At 27.3% G+C, this 17,140-nt stretch carries 15 protein-coding genes; 2 read left to right on the top strand and 13 right to left on the bottom strand.

What is annotated here, in order from left to right:
• Positions 1 to 92: 92 nt before the first annotated feature.
• The 9 genes from DIC82_06960 to rplU all read right to left on the bottom strand — a co-directional run bounded on the left by DIC82_06960 (position 93) and on the right by rplU (position 6,946).
• The gene (locus DIC82_06960; GenBank protein AWK50767.1) at positions 93 to 1,007 is read right to left on the bottom strand and encodes an RluA family pseudouridine synthase; all 915 of its coding nucleotides are present in this window, start codon (positions 1,005 to 1,007) and stop codon (positions 93 to 95) included.
• Positions 1,008 to 1,135: 128 nt separating this feature from the next.
• Positions 1,136 to 2,431 (bottom strand): LytR family transcriptional regulator, encoded by a 1,296-nt coding sequence (locus DIC82_06955; GenBank protein AWK50766.1) that lies wholly within the window; start codon positions 2,429 to 2,431, stop codon positions 1,136 to 1,138.
• Positions 2,432 to 2,508: 77 nt separating this feature from the next.
• On the bottom strand, positions 2,509 to 3,093 hold the full coding sequence (locus tag DIC82_06950) for a phosphohydrolase (protein AWK50765.1): 585 nt from the start codon (positions 3,091 to 3,093) through the stop codon (positions 2,509 to 2,511).
• A gap of 21 nt (positions 3,094 to 3,114) precedes the next feature.
• The gene (locus DIC82_06945) at positions 3,115 to 3,732 is read right to left on the bottom strand and encodes a nicotinic acid mononucleotide adenylyltransferase (protein AWK50764.1); all 618 of its coding nucleotides are present in this window, start codon (positions 3,730 to 3,732) and stop codon (positions 3,115 to 3,117) included.
• Positions 3,733 to 3,942: 210 nt separating this feature from the next.
• Positions 3,943 to 4,239 (bottom strand): ribosome assembly RNA-binding protein YhbY, encoded by a 297-nt coding sequence (gene yhbY, locus DIC82_06940; GenBank protein ID AWK50763.1) that lies wholly within the window; start codon positions 4,237 to 4,239, stop codon positions 3,943 to 3,945.
• A 198-nt stretch (positions 4,240 to 4,437) separates the two neighbouring features.
• Positions 4,438 to 5,730 (bottom strand): GTPase CgtA, encoded by a 1,293-nt coding sequence (locus DIC82_06935; protein ID AWK50762.1) that lies wholly within the window; start codon positions 5,728 to 5,730, stop codon positions 4,438 to 4,440.
• Between the two features lie 206 nt (positions 5,731 to 5,936).
• Positions 5,937 to 6,236 carry a 50S ribosomal protein L27 gene (locus DIC82_06930; protein ID AWK50761.1) on the bottom strand — a complete coding sequence of 100 codons (300 nt, stop codon included), beginning with the start codon at positions 6,234 to 6,236 and terminating at the stop codon, positions 5,937 to 5,939.
• Positions 6,237 to 6,240: 4 nt separating this feature from the next.
• A complete protein-coding gene (locus DIC82_06925; protein ID AWK50760.1) occupies positions 6,241 to 6,627 on the bottom strand; it encodes a ribosomal-processing cysteine protease Prp in 387 nt (128 codons plus the stop codon).
• A 7-nt stretch (positions 6,628 to 6,634) separates the two neighbouring features.
• Positions 6,635 to 6,946 carry a 50S ribosomal protein L21 gene (gene rplU, locus DIC82_06920; protein AWK50759.1) on the bottom strand — a complete coding sequence of 104 codons (312 nt, stop codon included), beginning with the start codon at positions 6,944 to 6,946 and terminating at the stop codon, positions 6,635 to 6,637.
• Positions 6,947 to 7,206: 260 nt separating this feature from the next.
• On the opposite strand from rplU, the gene DIC82_06915 reads away from it, so the two are divergent.
• Positions 7,207 to 7,416 (top strand): transcriptional regulator, encoded by a 210-nt coding sequence (locus DIC82_06915; protein ID AWK53043.1) that lies wholly within the window; start codon positions 7,207 to 7,209, stop codon positions 7,414 to 7,416.
• Positions 7,413 to 7,892, top strand: a complete 480-nt coding sequence (locus DIC82_06910) for a hypothetical protein (GenBank protein AWK50758.1) — start codon at positions 7,413 to 7,415, stop codon at positions 7,890 to 7,892. Before DIC82_06915 ends, DIC82_06910 begins: the two co-directional genes overlap by 4 nt.
• An 82-nt stretch (positions 7,893 to 7,974) precedes the next feature.
• On the opposite strand, the gene DIC82_06905 is transcribed toward DIC82_06910, so the two are convergent.
• From DIC82_06905 to DIC82_06890, 4 genes are all read right to left on the bottom strand, one after another.
• Positions 7,975 to 9,423, bottom strand: coding sequence for a ribonuclease (locus DIC82_06905; protein ID AWK50757.1), 1,449 nt, complete (start codon positions 9,421 to 9,423; stop codon positions 7,975 to 7,977).
• Between the two features lie 138 nt (positions 9,424 to 9,561).
• On the bottom strand, positions 9,562 to 10,263 hold the full coding sequence (locus DIC82_06900; protein AWK50756.1) for a radical SAM protein: 702 nt from the start codon (positions 10,261 to 10,263) through the stop codon (positions 9,562 to 9,564).
• On the bottom strand, positions 10,247 to 12,103 hold the full coding sequence (locus DIC82_06895) for a TIGR03960 family B12-binding radical SAM protein (GenBank protein ID AWK50755.1): 1,857 nt from the start codon (positions 12,101 to 12,103) through the stop codon (positions 10,247 to 10,249). Before DIC82_06895 ends, DIC82_06900 begins: the two co-directional genes overlap by 17 nt.
• Positions 12,104 to 12,685: 582 nt before the next feature.
• Entirely contained in the window at positions 12,686 to 16,927 is a 4,242-nt protein-coding gene (locus tag DIC82_06890) for a hypothetical protein (protein ID AWK50754.1), read from the bottom strand.
• Positions 16,928 to 17,140 lie beyond the last annotated feature (213 nt).

Raw genomic sequence — 17,140 nt, 5'->3', positions numbered from 1 at the left:
CATGTGTTTATTAAATAATTATCAATCCTATTTCTTTGTTTATTACACTCTTCTTTTTAATATAATGAATCTTTAAAATAATTCAACTTATATTATTCTTTACTATTCTTAATTTTTTCTATTAAATCTAATATATCTTGTGGAAGTTCCGATTTAAGTGAAAGCATTTCTCCAGTTCTTGGAGATTTAAAATCTAGTGCATAAGCATGAAGCGCTTGCCTCTTTATTAATTCTTCTTCCTCTTCTCCATACCCATATAATGTATCTCCATAAATAGGATGTCCTATACTATTTAAGTGAACTCTAATTTGATGTGTTCTTCCCGTTTCAAGCTTGCATTCAACTAAACTTGCATTTTCAAAACTTTCAATAACTTTATAATGAGTTACACTCCTTTGACCTCTTTCATCTATTACTCTTCTTATTCCATTTTCGATTCCCTCGGGCTTATATATTGGTAAATCAATAGTTCCAGACTCTTTTTCTAAATTACCATGAACTATTGCCAAGTACCTTTTTTTAACCTTATTTTCACTCATTTCTTTTGATAACATTCCATGTGAAAATTGATTTTTAGCAATTATAATAAGTCCTGATGTATTCATATCTAGCCTAGAAACTAATCTAACTATACAATTTTGATTACTTTCCATAAAGTAATTTATTACTCCATTAGCAAGAGTTCCACTTTGATAACTTTTAGTTGGATGAACTACCATAAAAGGTTTTTTATTAACTACTAATATATCTTCATCTTCATAAATTATACCTATGTCCATCTTTTCTGGAGCTATGTCTTGACTTTCATCTTTTGCTAAATCAATTTTTATAATTTCTCCAGCATTTAATATTCTATTCATTTTTACGACTTCATCATTAACAAATATTCTTTTATCAATTGAAGCACTTCTTATTAATCTTGTTGATAATCCAAGTTCAGTTTTTAGATATTCTCTTATTTTAGTACCTTCTTCTATATTAATAACCTTTTTTTCTAAAATGCTCATGTAATTAATCTACTCCTCATATAAATAAATGATGAATTATTAAAGGATATTTTACTTATTCATCATTAATAATTTGCTAATTATTTAAGTTTTTGATTGTGCTCCGCGATTTTTTATATGTGCACAATTTATTCCCCAAAGGTTTTAAAATCCTTACCTAGAATTATTATCACATCATAGTCATTATATTCTGTCTTATTTTCTTTTTTATCGCTATTCTTAATATTCAAATCTTGTTTAACAGTTTTTAATTTATCACTATCATTTGCAAGTATTATACTCTTATCACTAAGCTCAGCATTGCCTGTATCAATCTTTGAATATCCAGCATTATTTAATTCTTTTGTTGCTTTAGCTGCTAATCCATTAATCTTAGTTCCATTTAATATTTTGATTCTAATATCATCTTTTGATGTATTTACAGATGCATTCTCAGAAGAAGATGACGAACTAAGTGATGATAATATATCTTTATTGGCACTTTTATCAAATATTAAAAACGACTCTCCGTTTATAGTTTTCGGTATTCCCGCAGCCGTTATCATTATCATATTTTCTCTTTTTGTGTTCATGAATTTTAACCCATAACTCAAAATCTTAGTAGATGACATATTGGTTTCTATATTATCACCTAAAGCTGACATTATATTCGGAACTCTAAATAACATAAAAGGACTTGTACACTTATCAACAACTTTTGATATAAATTTTTGCTGATTTTCTATTCTGTCCAAATCACCATTAGCAAATCCACTTCCGTCATTATTTTTTCTCCACCTGAAAAATTCCTCTGCTTTTTTACCATCTAAAGTTACAGTTTCCCCGGCTTTAAAATTAATATGAAGATTTTGACCTTCATCATCATAAATCATATTTCTTTCAATTTTCATTTTAATTCCGCCTAGAGAATCAATGATTTCTCGAAATGCATTGTAATCAATTTTAACTATATAATTTATTTTTATATTTAGTAAACTTTCAGTTTCTGCTTTTATTTTAGTATATCCGCCAATTGCATAAGCTGCATTTATCTTTGTGTTTCTATCATTAATATTTATCAATGTATCTCTTGGAATTGATACAATATTTAATTTCTTGTTTGTAGGATTATAATTTAGCACCATTATTGTATCTGTTCTTTTTATTGATATATTATCAACTTGATTTGGATCTCCTATATCCATCCCAAGTAGTAAAATATTCACTGGTTCATTTGATGCTACATCCATACTACTTGGCATTGACTTACTTCCCACCTTCATTAAGGCAGAAACTCCAGATACCATTAAGACTATAATAAATGTTATTACAAGAGCTATTGCTCCTAAAACTACTTTTTCAAATTTTGTTGTGGTGTCATCATTTTTTCTGAAAATTTTCAAAAATGTTTTATATTTCTTTTTATTATTGGTCCTTCTTCGCATATGCCACCTCTTTTACTTCGAAATCAGTTAATACATTTCATTAAAACTTATTTATCTTATTCTAATTAGCAACATTTTTAGAATTTCCCCTTGAATTTAGAGTCAAACAAAAAGTAATTTCTAGCTTTTATAGTGTTTTCATCAATCAATAAATTCTTAATTAGTAAAAATTCCATACTATGAGTCAATCCATAATAAACTCCCATATCTAAATCTTCAAATGTAGCTTTTCTTATATTTTCAACACCCTCAAAATTTCTGGATGGTTCTATCATATCAGCAATATAAATAATCTTCGTTAAAATAGACATATTTTCTTTTCCTGTAGTATGCCATCTTATTGAATCTAATATTTCTTCATCCTCAATCCCTAGCTTATCCTTAGCTTCTATAGCTCCAATAATACTATGCCATAAATTCGCATTATCCTTTTCCACAGCTGAAAGAATAATATTATTTTCTTCTATTATTTCTTTCATTCTAACTTTAGATAAATTTTTAGCTATGTCATGTGCAAGACCTGCAATTTCAGCCTTTTCTTCTGATATTCCATTTAACTTAGCTAGTTTTTTAGCTGTATCCGCAACTCCTAAAATGTGAACATAACGTTTTTCAATTAAATTTTCTTTAATATATAAATTTATTTCTTCTATAGATAACAAAATTATTACCTCCTGCTATAATTAATAATGATACAATCCCTTTTCATAAATAATATCTATAACTTTTGGTGGTACAAAAAAATCTATTCTCTTATTTTGATTTACTCTCTCTCTTATATCTGTTGAAGATATTTCAAGTTCTTTTAAATCTAAAATAATTATTTTTCCATTATATTTTTCTTCTATTATTTTCTTCTCCTCAATCAATTCTTTTGTACTAATTCCTCCTCTTGCAAATACCACAAGAGTAGCCAATGAAAATATTTCTTGAACAGCTTTCCATTTTTCTATATTAAATAAACAGTCTGCTCCTGTTATAAAAAACAATTCTTTTTCTTCGTTTTGAACATCACTCTCATCTTTAAAATATTTTAATGTCTCATAAGTAAAGCTGAGTCCACCCTTTTCTATTTCATAACTTGAAACCGAAAATTCATCAAAAGGCTCTGTTGCAATTTTAACCATTTCATATCTTAATTTAGAATCAGTAACTATATTTTCAGTTTTAAGTGGTTGCTTTCCTGCTGGCATAAAAATCACTTCATCTAAATTTAATTGCTCTTTAGCTTCATAAGCTATATATAAATGTGCATTATGAATAGGATCAAATGTACCTCCTATTATACCATACCGTTTCATAAGCTTCCTCCTAAAGTAAAATCATTATTTAAATATTATATCACGAAGCAATATTAAATATTAGGCATATTCAAAATATCTTGAATTTCACACAAAAAAAGAAGTTGCTTTAAAATAATTTCATTTTAAAACAACTTCTTTTTTTAATAATCTTATAGTTTAGAATTTACTTTATTAAGTTTTACACACCTAAATTTTAAAATAGATTATTTATTTAATAGGTAATTCTATCTTAGCTTTATTTTTTGACTTTTTGTATAGTACTATCTTATTTCCAATTGCTTGAACTCCTTCACATTTAACGGCCTTGCATATCATATCTGAAGTTTCCCTAGATTCCAATCCACTATTTTCTAAAACTTTTATTTTAATTAATTCTCTAGCTTCTAATGCTTGTGAAACTTGTATTAAAAAATTTTCTTCAACACCATTTTTACCAATTTGGAATATTGGTGAAAGTTGATTAGCTAAGCCTCTTAAGTAAGCTCTTTGTTTTCCTGTTATCATTTTATTTTCCTCCTAAAATTTCTTTCAACATATATTTGTTGTATTAATTATCCCTGGGGGCTTTTTTCAATTGACAGTTCACAATTAACAATTAAGGATAAAATATCTATGCCATTTATATATCTTTTTTTCAAAACTCCTTTGGAGTTTTTTCCTAAATTGTTCATTATTCATTGTCAATTGTAAATTGTCAATTGATTACATTACATATTCGAATTCAAAGTTATTTAATCTTACCATATCTCCATCTTTGATTCCCATTTCCCTAAGTTCATCGAATATACCTTTATTTTTAAGAACTTTGTGGAAATATCTTAAAGAATCTGCATCATTTACATTAACAGCACTTAATATTCTATCTACAAATGTACCATTAACAACATAAACGTTATATCCTTCTTCAACATTCTTTTCAACTGTAATATCATAAGTAAATCTCTTTTGTTCTGGTATATACATCTCATCTGCTGAAATTTCTAATTCCTTAACCGGAATTTCCTTAAGTATTCTTGCTGCTTCTTTCATTACCTCATCAACACCTTCATTTGTAGCTGCTGACATTATAAATACCTTTTCAAATCCCAATTCTTGAACCTTCTTCTTAAAATCTTCAAATATACTGTCATCATAAAGCATATCGCTCTTATTAGCTACTACAATTTGAGGTCTATCCCATAGCTTAACAGAATATTTCTTTAATTCTTCGTTGATTTTAACAAAGTCATCAAAAGGCTCTCTTCCTTCAACACCAGAAATATCTACTATGTGAATTAAAAGTCTAGTTCTTTCAATATGTTTTAAAAACTGTATTCCAAGACCAACACCTTCTGCTGCACCTTCAATAATTCCCGGAATATCTGCCATAACAAATGGTTCAATTCCAGGTACTGCAACAACTCCTAAGTTAGGCTTTATAGTAGTAAAATGATAATTTGCAATCTTTGGTTTTGCTTTTGTTGTCATAGAAAGTAATGTTGACTTTCCTACATTAGGAAATCCAAGTAATCCAACATCTGCAAGTAACTTTAGTTCTAAAAGTATATTTAACTCATCTCCTGGCATTCCTGGTTCAGCATAGTGAGGTGCTTGTTTAGTAGCGGTAGCAAACTTAACATTACCTTTTCCACCTTTTCCACCTCTTAATAATACTAATTCTTGACCTTTATGAGAAAGATCTGCAATTATTTTATTAGTCTCTGCTTCTCTTATGATTGTTCCCATAGGTACTTTTATAAAAAGATCTTCACCATCTTTTCCATAGCACTTAGCACCGCCGCCTCTTCCGCCTTCTTCTGCAACAAATCTCTTTTTATATTTAAAATCTAATAATGTAGTTATACCAGTTTCAACTTGGAAAATGATACTACCACCTCTTCCTCCATCTCCTCCGTCTGGTCCGCCTAGTGGTACATACTTTTCTCTTCTAAAAGTAATAGCACCATCGCCACCATCACCAGATTTAATGAAGACCTTCGCTGTATCTATAAACATATAATCACCTTTCCTTGTGTATTTTTTATTATCTTACTTCATAATTAAAATTTTCCTAAATTTCAATATAAACTATTCTTCCCTATGAAATCTTACTTTATTATATCATATTCGATTTAATGTTTAATCTCAACTAAAAAACAATTTATTTCATAGGCATTTAAAAAAAGCACTCTTAAACTAAGAGTGCTTAATTTCTAGAATAATTATTCAGCTATTGCTTCAACGTTTATTGGGTAAACACTTGCTTTCTTTTTATCTCTACCAAGTCTTTCGAATCTAACGATTCCATCGATTTTAGCAAATAAAGTATCATCTTTACCTCTTCCAACATTTTCACCTGGGTGGATTTTAGTTCCTCTTTGTCTATAAAGAATGTTTCCTGCAAGAACAAATTCTCCATCAGCAGATTTAGCTCCTAATCTTTGTGCTGCAGAGTCTCTACCATTCTTAGAACTACCAACTCCCTTTTTATGAGCGAATAATTGAAGGTTCATAATTAGCATGTGACTACACCTCCTCTTTTATTAATGTTATATATTCTCTACGTTTCTTTTGCCCTACCAACTGATCAAATCCTAAAATTACACTTTCCAAGCTTTTTTCAAAAGTCTTTAACAGAACTTGAGCTTGGTTTAGTTCTTCTAAATTAAAATCTTGAAGATCTAATTTTAAGTATCCATCCTTGATTTCGTAAGTTGAATTAAGTTTTAAGACTTCATCCAATCCAATGATTACACTTTGAGACAACACTGCAACAGAATTGCATATCAAATCAAATGCCTCTCCTACTAGAGCAGGGTCACTTGAAAATTCTCTATCATCACACAACGCATGACCATTCATTACAAATCCAACAATATTTTCATTATGTTGTTTGATTTTTACTTTAACCATAATTTTATTAAGCTTCGATCTTTTCGATTACTAGCTTAGTGTAAGGTTGTCTGTGTCCATTCTTTCTTCTATAGTCCTTTTTAGACTTATATTTGAAAACTATAACCTTCTTTGCCTTACCTTGTGCTGCAACCTTAGCTACAACTTTAGCTCCTTCAACTACTGGTGTACCAACTTTGATACCTTCGTCAGTTCCTACAGCTAAAACTTCGTTTAATTCAACTGTTGAGTCAACATCAGCGATAAGTTTTTCAACGTATATTACGTCTCCTTCTTGAACTCTGTATTGTTTTCCTCCTGTTGCTAATACTGCGTACATTAAAACACCTCCTCATAACGGTCTCGCCACTTTTGGTACAAAGATTTAACTTTGTTTTATTTAAAACCTTACGTGCGCGGTTTACAAATGTCAGTTTATCATATTTTTTGTAGTTTGTAAAGCACAGTCTTCATTTATCTGAAATAAAGTTTATTTTTTCATCGCAAAATTTAAAATGTATAGTTTGCTTGACGCTAAATGTAAAGTGTACTATACTAAAAATGTAAAGTGTACTGTACTTATTGAAAGGTCGTGAAAATTTGAAAAATAGAATACAGGATTTGCGTAAAGCAAAAAAAATAACTCAAAGCGAACTTGCAGATGCTGTTGATGTCACAAGGCAGACAATTATTTCTCTTGAAAACGGAAGGTATAATGCCTCCTTGATATTGGCATATAAAATAGCACAATTCTTTAATATAACTATTGAGGAAATATTTATTTTTGATCTAGAGGAGGAAAATCTATGAAAAATATTTTCTGTACAACTACCCAAAAAACTAATGAAGAATATAAAAATGTTATAAAAAAACGTATAAAAGTTATGGTTGGATTAATGGTAATTGGTGTTATAACATTCTTTGCTTCTATTTTAATAGAACTTTATTTTAAAACACAAGTTAGTGATAAAATCTTAGGACTATATACTAGTCTTGGTTCAAGCCTTTTCGCAGCTGGTTTAATTTTATGGATTAAGAATAAAAGAATTCTTAATAATGAAGAAAAATTAAGACAAAGCCGTTTAAATAATACTGATGAAAGAAATCAAGAAATTGCACGCAAAGCACTTAATATAGCTGCTTATGTAATGCTTGCTTCCCTATATGTTATTGGACTAATTGGTGGAATATTCTATCCAATATTATTCAAGGTTCTTTCTTTCATAGTTTATATATTTTTATTAACTTATGTAGTAGCATATAAATATTATAATAAAAAAATGTAATAAATTTATCTATAATAAATAGTAAAACTCAAAATTATAAATGGAATTATCCAGATATAATTTTGATTTTTAATTTCTTAAATTAAATTTTTTCTATAGCAGTAACCTTATAATCTTTTAAATTATCCTTTTGTCCTTGAAATATAAGTGGTTCAATTTTATATCCTTCTATTCCATCTACATAATTTAAATATATTTCTTTATCTAAACCATCTATTTCTTTTATGAAATCAAAAATATCTTCTTTAATTCTATCTTTATAAACACTATCAATTTCTATATGAAAACAGTCTATTGAATTTTCTTCTTTTATTCTTATAATTTCATTTTTTATAAGTCCTTCTATATAAGATAATTTTAAAATTATGCCTCTACCTTTGCATAAACTGCATTCTTCTTCCATATACTCGTATATGCTCTTTCCTTGTCTCTTCCTTGCAATTTGAACTAAATCCAATTCAGTAAATGGGAATACTCTTACGTTTCCTTTATCTAATTTTAGGCTTTCTTTAAGAGTAGACATTACAATAGCTCTTTGGCTCTTATCTCTCATATCAATAAAATCTATAACTATAATTCCACTTAAATTTCTAAGTCTTATTTGTTTTCCTATTTCTTTAGCAGCTTCTAAATTAGTTTCTAAAATGGTTTTATCGAAACTTCTTTCTTTTATATTTTTACCACTATTAACATCAACAACATACATTGCTTCTGTTTTATCTATTACTATATAACCGCCACATAGCAAATTAACTTTATTATGTCGAAGTTTTAATAATTCCTTTTCTAATCCATAAAAATCAAAAAGATTTCTATAACCTTCATATTTCTCTAATTTAAAATTTTCTTCTCCTTTAATAAAGTGATCTACCTTTTCAAAGTCTAGTTCATTATCTACATGGACCTTTGTAACTTCTTCGTAACTAGAATTCATTAAAAGCTTAGTTAAACTTAAATCTTCACCATAAACTTTTTTTAATCCTAATGAATACTTCATTTTTTTGTCTATATTTTCAAATTCATCATAAAGTTTATTTATTTCCTTTTCAAGAATTTCTAAGCTTACATTTGCCCCTTCTGTTCTTACTGTTATACACACATCTTTTAAAGGTTCAATATTTTCTAAAATTTCTTTTTTCTTTTCTTTGTCGTCTATTCTTTTAGAAAACTCTATTCCTTCTCTATAACAATTTAAGACAATATATTTCCCAGGAATTGAAACATTAGAAGTCAATTTAGCACCTTTATCATTAATAGGTTCTTTTATAACTTCTACTAATATTTCTTGACCCTTTTTTATTCCCTTTGCCTTAAGTTCATTGCTATAATACATATAGCCTTCTTTATCTAATCCTAAATCAACAAATATAGAATTTATAGCTGGAAGAATATTTTTAATTCTTCCCTTATAAATTTCTCCTATTATAGGCTCATTATTCTTTTCTTCTACAATACTTTCTATTAATTCATTATTAGATTTAACAGCTATTCTTAAAAGTCTTTCTCTTCTCTCAATAAAAATCTCTTTCATATCAACACATCCCTATTCAATTAACAATTATCAATGCTCAATTTTCAATAATTAATAATTGAAAATTGAGCATCGAACATTGACAATTAGCACTTTAAAATTATCAATTCAATTTAGAGTATAAGTATAACTCAAAAGCTATATGCACTTGTATAGTGGCACAAGTTTCTCATTTTTATAAAAATACATTTCTTCTCTTTTTATATTAACAAAAGCATCTGCAATTGCATTTGAAGTTTTTTCTTGAATATAGCTCACTACTAAATCTGCACTTAAATGTTCCCTACTTCCTGTACTAATTAATACATTAAGCACTAAAAATTCATCCTTAATCCAAAAGCTAAATTCCTTAATTAAAGTTTTTAAATTAACTTCTCTCTCACCTTTTTTGCTCTTCTTTATTGTATTCCATGCTTCATTTTCTAAGAGATTAGTCATTTCTTCTTCTAAGTTGGAAACATCAGAATATTTAACTTTTATAGTGTACCTTGCTGCATCAATTAATGCCATAGCTTGAGGTACTTTCTTTTCACCTTGAGTGTAAGGAATTGCAAGTGCACTTATATATTTTATTCCACTTGGAGCAGTTGCATTTAATTTATCCACAATTTCTTGTTCATCCATCTCAGCTGTTAATATCATATCCATATATTCACCACTTGAATATACTCCAACAGATAAAGGTTGTGCTATTGAAGTATTCATATGTGGATTAAATCCTTGTGAAAATTCTACTGGAAGGCCTGATCTTCTAATATTTTTTTGAATAGTTTTAAGTACATCTAAATGAGATATGAATTTAATATTCTCTTCTTTAGTAAATTTAGTTAAGTATCGCACCTTCAAAACACTCCCCATCTTTAAAGTTTACATCAATGCCACATCCTGTACATCCTTTTCTACAGTTTTGAGTCAATTCTGCTTTCTTTGCTTTTTCACTTTCCACTTCTAAATATTTTCTATTTACTCCTATATCAATAAAGTCCCATGGTAATACTTCATCATAACTTCTTTCCCTATATGCATAAAAATCTACATCTAAATTACATTCTTCCATAGCTTCCATCCATAATCTATAATTAAAGTATTGACCCCATCCATCAAATTTCGCGCCCATTTCAAAGGCCTTAATTAAAACATCACATAACCTTCTATCCCCTCTTGCAAATACAGATTCCATTATAGATGTCTTTTGCTCATGGTAATTATAAACTATACATTTTGATTTAATTGAATCCTTAACAGCATCAATCTTCTCATTTACATCTTGAAGTCTTGCCATAGGAGTCCATTGGAATGGTGTAAATGGCTTAGGTATAAGTATTGATGTACTTACTGTAAGTCTTAAGCCCTTATAATCACCTTTTTTCTTAGGAACTGCTTTATATTCATCAACAATTTTTTCTGCAAGTTCTCCAATTCCAGTACAATCTTCAAGTTCTTCATAAGGAAGTCCAACCATAAAATAAAGCTTAAGAGTCTTCCATCCAGCTTCAAAAGCACTTCTAGCTGCATTTAAAATTTTATCTTCTGTAAGTCCCTTATTTATTACATCTCTCATTCTTTGAGATCCTGCTTCTGGTGCAAAAGTTAATCCGGTCTTTCTTACCTTTTGGATATCCTTAAGTAAATCAACTGAAAAAGAGTCAACTCTAATTGACGGAAGCGCTATTCCAACTCGGTTTTCTTCATGTTCTTCTGTTAAATCTGCAATTAGTCCCTTTATATCAGAATAATCACATGTACTTAATGATGAAAGTGAAATTTCTTCATACCCTGTATTTTTAACTAATTCTCTTGCGAGCTTTACAAGATCTTCTTTCTTCTTTTCTCTAACTGGTCTATATAGCATTCCAGCTTGACAGAATCTACATCCATTTGTGCATCCTCTAAATATTTCTAGAACTATTCTGTCATGAACAATTTCTGAATAAGGAACTATAATATTGGTTGGAAAATCAACATTAGTATAGTTATTTATTATTCTCTTTTTAATAGTTTTAGGAACATCATCATACTTTGGTTTAAATTCTTTTATAGTATTATCTTCATTATAAATAACATCATATAGTGAAGGCACATATATACCTTGAATTTTAGATATTTCTCTTAAAAATTCTTTCTTTTTCCCTTTTCCCTTATATTTTTTATAGACATCCAAAACATCATTCATCATTTCTTCGCCTTCACCAATTTCAAAGAAATCAACTATATCATATAATGGTTCTGGATTATATGCACAAGGACCTCCTGCCATAACTATAGGTTCATCTTCTCCTCTTTCTGATGCTCTTATAGTAATACCTGACATGTTTAGCATATTTAAAATGTTTGTAAAACTCATTTCATATTGAAGAGTGAATCCTAAAATATCAAATTCCTTTAAAGAGTCTTTAGTCTCTAGAGTAAATAATGGAATATTATTTTTTCTCAGTTGTACTTCCATATCAGGCCATGGTGCAAATGCTCTTTCGCAATATGTATCTTGTCTTGCATTTAAAGTATGATAAAGAATTCTACTTCCTAAATGAGACATACCTACCTCATAAACATCAGGAAAACAAAATGCAAATCTTATGTCAACTTCACTTGGGTTCTTAACAATTTCATTTAATTCCCCACCAGTATATCTACTTGGTTTTTCAACCTTATATAAGATATCATCTGAAATTTTATTCATTAATATATTTCCTCCTCAAAAGCACATTTTTATGTGCTAATCTTTGTCTAACTATTTTTTAAATTCTAGCAAGTTTTAAATTATTTATTTTATTTCAATTATTTACCACAACTAAATCCCCACATTTTAATTACGCGAAAATCTTCCTGCACATAAATAAAAGAAGTATAAACTTAGCTTGCTATACTTCTTATTTGCTATCACTATTCTAACACAATTAATCTTTATTGTGAATATTCTTATTGCTACGATTAGTAACAATAAGACATGTTTATTCACCTGAAAATATAAAAGTTTATTTTTTATTTTCCTAGCAGTAATTCTTATTTTTAATAAGTTACCACATTCTTTGTATCTTATACTATAAGGTGATTCTTAACCTCAGATTGAGTTTTCTTAATTGGAATACAATTTTCCCAACCTGAAGTTAGAAGAACCTATACCCTCATGGCACCTCATTCATGAGCGTGCAGCCGTCATCTCCAAGTTAAGCAGAGAACCTAAATCTATGATTTAGTGTGAATCGCTTACTCCTCTGACGTTAGGAAGAGGAGTTTCATATAAGTAGGAGTGTTACACATACTATCTGTTGGATAAATCATCTAATGCAATTAATTCTTTTTTAGAAGAAATCTTGCTATATCTCAAATCAAGTGCCCATAAAACAATTGATAATCCTGCATTAATACCAAATACAAAACCAAATACTCCATACTTCTCTAATTTCTTAAAAAAATCTCCTGCAAAAGACTTGAATAATATATCAATTTCTTCTGGATTAAGCAATTCGATTTGTTTATTGGTAATATTCTTTAAGTTGATTTCTTGCAATATTGGAACAATATAATCACTAATAGAATATAATCCTGTTTGAATTGTTTTCTCTGCTATATAATTCTTTGTATCCTCTGTAATAAAATCTAAATTATTATCAACTGCATTTTTCATAATTCTTTCAATTAACATAATATTATTTTTATTAAAATCTTCATTATCAAAAATTGATTTAATAATTTTTTCAATATCTTTACTTAATACATCTGCATGAATAATTTGTTTAATCTGTAATTTTGAAAATGTATTATCATAAAATTTTTCTAAGAATACATTTAAATGTTTTTCAGTCTCTTCACTTGAACTAATTAAATTTAAGATATTTTTTATACTATCTTGAATATTTCTTAAGGTAATTTCTTTAAAAATTTGTGAATTATATGAATTAAATAATGGTTTTACTATTCTTTCATTTAAAAATTCTTCTACCGTTTGTGATAATTTACTATTATTAATATTTATATTATTATAAATATCTTCTTTTACAATTGTGACTTCATTGTAAAACTTTCTATACACTAAATCTAAGCTATTTAAATTGCATAATTCAAGATATTCAATAATTGGAGTTTTTATTAATAAATCTAAAATCAAATTACCAAAATTACGAATATGTTGTTTTGCAGAATCATTATTATTAAATTGCTCAAATAAATTATCAAGCAACATTGAAATATTAATTTCATCAGCTTTAATTTTTAAGGTACTAGTTTTCATAGGATAAATATCATCATTTAATGTAATTTTAGCAATACTAATAATTTTATCAGTTTCATCTTTAATCATTACTGGTAACTTTTCATTTAATATTATTGCTACAACTTTATTTGCTATATCATCTCCACCAAATGCTCCATAAGCCATTTTTTCAAAAAAGTTAAGTTCATTTTTAATGGCTTCTTGTACATTTATAGCTATTTCATATTGATTATCTTGCAAATAATCAATTGATTTCTTTGTAATATAACTAGTTAATAAATATAAATTATTATCAACAATACTTTTAATTCTTCCATTAAACATGCAACCAATAGTATTGTCTTCATTTAATCCACTACGTAAAAATTGTTTTGCAAAATTACTTATATAAATTTTCAAGTCATTGAAAACATATGCTTCAAGCTTTACTTCCATATTGTTTTTTATGTCTATTAATAATTCTTCACTGAAAATTTCTTTACATGATTTTTTTATTTCCAAATCATAATCGTTACTATAATTATTAATAATCTTATTTGCAAAGTCTGTATTCTTAGTGTTATGAATTTTTTCTATAATCAATGTATTTATGGTAGTTTCAACATATCTTTGGGTTTCCACAGATACTCCCTTGGGCAAAATGTCATTAACTCTATTATTTTCAGCAAGTTTTTTTTCTGTAAACTTAACTAAAGCATCTTCAACATTTTTAATTTTACCTACTAAATTAGGAACTATACTTAAAACATGATCTTTTTCAATAAATTCATTAAATTTACTATTTGTTATTACTTTTGAAATTCCTTTTGATAAATGTGAATTATCCTTACAATACTTTAAAATTTTCTCATAAATATACTTTGATAAATCTTGTTTTTTATCTTTAATAAGATTTATTAAAGTTTGATAATTATTATTTGTAACTAACGTCATCAGTACTGACTTCATTTTATTATGTTTTACTTTAAAAACTTTATTAATTTCTTCTTTATTTAATAATTCATCATCTATTAACTTAGCCATTCCAATTGCAAATTCATTTTTATGTGCAGGTATATACCCTAATGCAAATTTCTTTAGAAATGGTATTTTAGCCATAATTTTATTTTCCTTATATGGATGGAAGATCATCCATAAGGCTATTACATTTGTAATATATCCAATGAATGCCATAACTCCACATGACATTACCATATTTGGTAGACTGCTAGCGAATCCAAAATTCCCCACAGATGTTGGGTGTATTAATTCATATAATACTCCTACTATAACTCCAAGAACAGCACCAAAGATAGATAAAGGTTTAAGTTGCCCACCCATAAAATCTTGAACTATATTACAAATCTCATCTTCATCATATTTTTTTAAATTATTACTTGCAAATTTTTTAATATTTCCATTCAATAAATTTGGTAATTTATCCATTAACATTGGATATCCTTCATTTATAAGAATATTAGATAATGTATTTTTATCAAAATATTTAGTAATAAGTTCTTTCAACTCATAGTTCTTATATTTGTCCACAGTTTCTTTGTAAACTACCATAGACTTATCCACAATATAATCTGAAATATCCACTTTAGAATTACCCAATGCATGAGATAAATTTATATTCTTAACTTGCAAAGATAAAAATTCTGCTATCTTTGTTTTATATGTAAGCGCATTCTTAACAAATAATTTATTAGTTAATTTTGCAAAATCATTAGAATAATTAGAAATTTGACTATGTGTAAATAATTGAGATAATTTTTTATTAAAAACTTCATTACTTTTTGAATTTATAAAATCTGTAGTCAACGTAATAAGCTTTTCACTTAGTTTATCTTTGTTTTTTAAGATATTTTGATATATTACTAGTTTAAGCTTTTCATTAAACAATTTTACCAAATCAAATTTTAAAACAGTATGTATCTTTTTTGAGAATTGAGATTTTATTATAACACCTAAAAGTTTTTCCCCTAGCACATCAAATTCTTTAATAATAAGTTCTGATAATTTGTCAGAATTAAATAAATTTTGTTTTTCAATTAACTCTATTATATCTTTTATTTTCTTTGACTTTAAATAATTAATGATAGAATTAGCCATTTTATTATATGACTCCCCATCGAAGCTATCATTAAGATAATTAATTATCTTATTAACAATATTTTTTTCAGATGAAATATCCCCCATAAGTGCGCTTCTAACTTTTGAAATTATAAGCTTTTTAATATTACCATCCACATCTTGAATAGCTTCATCAATAGCTGCTTCAATCATTTCATCAAATGATTCTTTATTGCCTGAAATCCATTCTGAAATATATGGCATAACACTTGGTATAACAGTTTCTATAAAATTAGTAAGTGATTCTTCCATTTCAGGTGGAAGAATTTCATAAACTGTAAAGTCAATATCCTTTCCAATCAAGAAAATTTTATCCATAAGACTTTTTATTAATTCTTTGCCTTTTTCTGAATTAATAAACTCATTAATTTTACTAAATAACTTTAAAGTAAACTCTTCTTCCTCAGAAGTAGTAACAAACTGATTAATTTCATAATCTCCAATTAATCCTTGTAATTTCATAAGAGTTACATCTATATTTATTGCCGAAAAAATCTTATCAAAAAATAATTTACATCCATCTTCATCTTCTAAAATATCTTCTTTAATTATTTCTATAACACGCTTAGTAATATTTTTCATAAACTTTCTTTGCACTTCTTCTGAAAAAATATCCGAAAGAGTTATATTAGAATTTTCATTATAAAAACCAGAAATAAATTTATTTACTGTATCACTGTTTCCAAGCTCTTGAACTAGCAAATAATAGCCTGAATCTACTATTTTTGAAATTTGATTTTTAGTTAGTACATCTTCTAATTTTACATTAATAAAAATATCATCTAATAATTCTGGTAAAGTTGCATTCAAATTGCTCCTTGCAAATTCTTCATTCTTAAGAAAACTATTAGAAAAATCGGAAACTTCACATAATTTAGTGTGACCTAAACTATCTTTTAATCCTGTTTGAAAAAAGGCTTCAGCCATTTGTTCAATATAACTATTTAAATCCTTATTAGAAATTTCAGCTTTCAAAGTTTCAGCATTTATTATATCTCTTTCAACTAGTTCACTAATTTCTTCTATAAACTTTTCTTTCTTCTTTTTAATTACTCCACCTAATTTTAAAGGAGTATATTCCTTAAAAAGCATATTTACGGCATATTTATTAGTAATATATCCAGCTACCCCACCAGATATCCCTTGGAAAACTAATAAAAAAAATGATTTCCACATAAATCTTTATCTCCTCATATTTAATCTTCACCTTTTTTAGGGTAACTTAATAACACTTTTATCATAAGAAATTTTAAAAAATAAATCTCAGTATGATTGTATATTGCAATTATTATTTTACATCCCTAAAATAGTGTTCTTTTACTCATATTATACTTATTTATCAATTATATTTCTACATTTATCATCTATTTATAGCATTACCTATTTCGC

The organism is Clostridium beijerinckii (genome assembly GCA_003129525.1).
Classification (GTDB): Bacteria; Bacillota; Clostridia; order Clostridiales; family Clostridiaceae; genus Clostridium; species Clostridium beijerinckii_D.
The sequence above is the reverse complement of the archived record's forward strand: the minus strand, read 5'-3'. Positions and strand labels throughout refer to the sequence as shown.

Bases quoted from the DNA above. Each gene is read 5' to 3' on its own strand.
- DIC82_06960 (AWK50767.1), bottom strand. From the start codon at position 1,007: ATGAGCATTTTAGAAAAAAAGGTTATTAATATAGAAGAAGGTACTAAA.
- DIC82_06955 (AWK50766.1), bottom strand. From the start codon at position 2,431: ATGCGAAGAAGGACCAATAATAAAAAGAAATATAAAACATTTTTGAAA.
- DIC82_06945 (AWK50764.1), bottom strand. From the start codon at position 3,732: ATGAAACGGTATGGTATAATAGGAGGTACATTTGATCCTATTCATAAT.
- yhbY (AWK50763.1), bottom strand. From the start codon at position 4,239: ATGATAACAGGAAAACAAAGAGCTTACTTAAGAGGCTTAGCTAATCAA.
- DIC82_06935 (AWK50762.1), bottom strand. From the start codon at position 5,730: ATGTTTATAGATACAGCGAAGGTCTTCATTAAATCTGGTGATGGTGGC.
- DIC82_06930 (AWK50761.1), bottom strand. From the start codon at position 6,236: ATGCTAATTATGAACCTTCAATTATTCGCTCATAAAAAGGGAGTTGGT.
- DIC82_06925 (AWK50760.1), bottom strand. From the start codon at position 6,627: ATGGTTAAAGTAAAAATCAAACAACATAATGAAAATATTGTTGGATTT.
- rplU (AWK50759.1), bottom strand. From the start codon at position 6,946: ATGTACGCAGTATTAGCAACAGGAGGAAAACAATACAGAGTTCAAGAA.
- DIC82_06910 (AWK50758.1), top strand. From the start codon at position 7,413: ATGAAAAATATTTTCTGTACAACTACCCAAAAAACTAATGAAGAATAT.
- DIC82_06905 (AWK50757.1), bottom strand. From the start codon at position 9,423: ATGAAAGAGATTTTTATTGAGAGAAGAGAAAGACTTTTAAGAATAGCT.
- DIC82_06895 (AWK50755.1), bottom strand. From the start codon at position 12,103: ATGAATAAAATTTCAGATGATATCTTATATAAGGTTGAAAAACCAAGT.
- DIC82_06890 (AWK50754.1), bottom strand. From the start codon at position 16,927: ATGTGGAAATCATTTTTTTTATTAGTTTTCCAAGGGATATCTGGTGGG.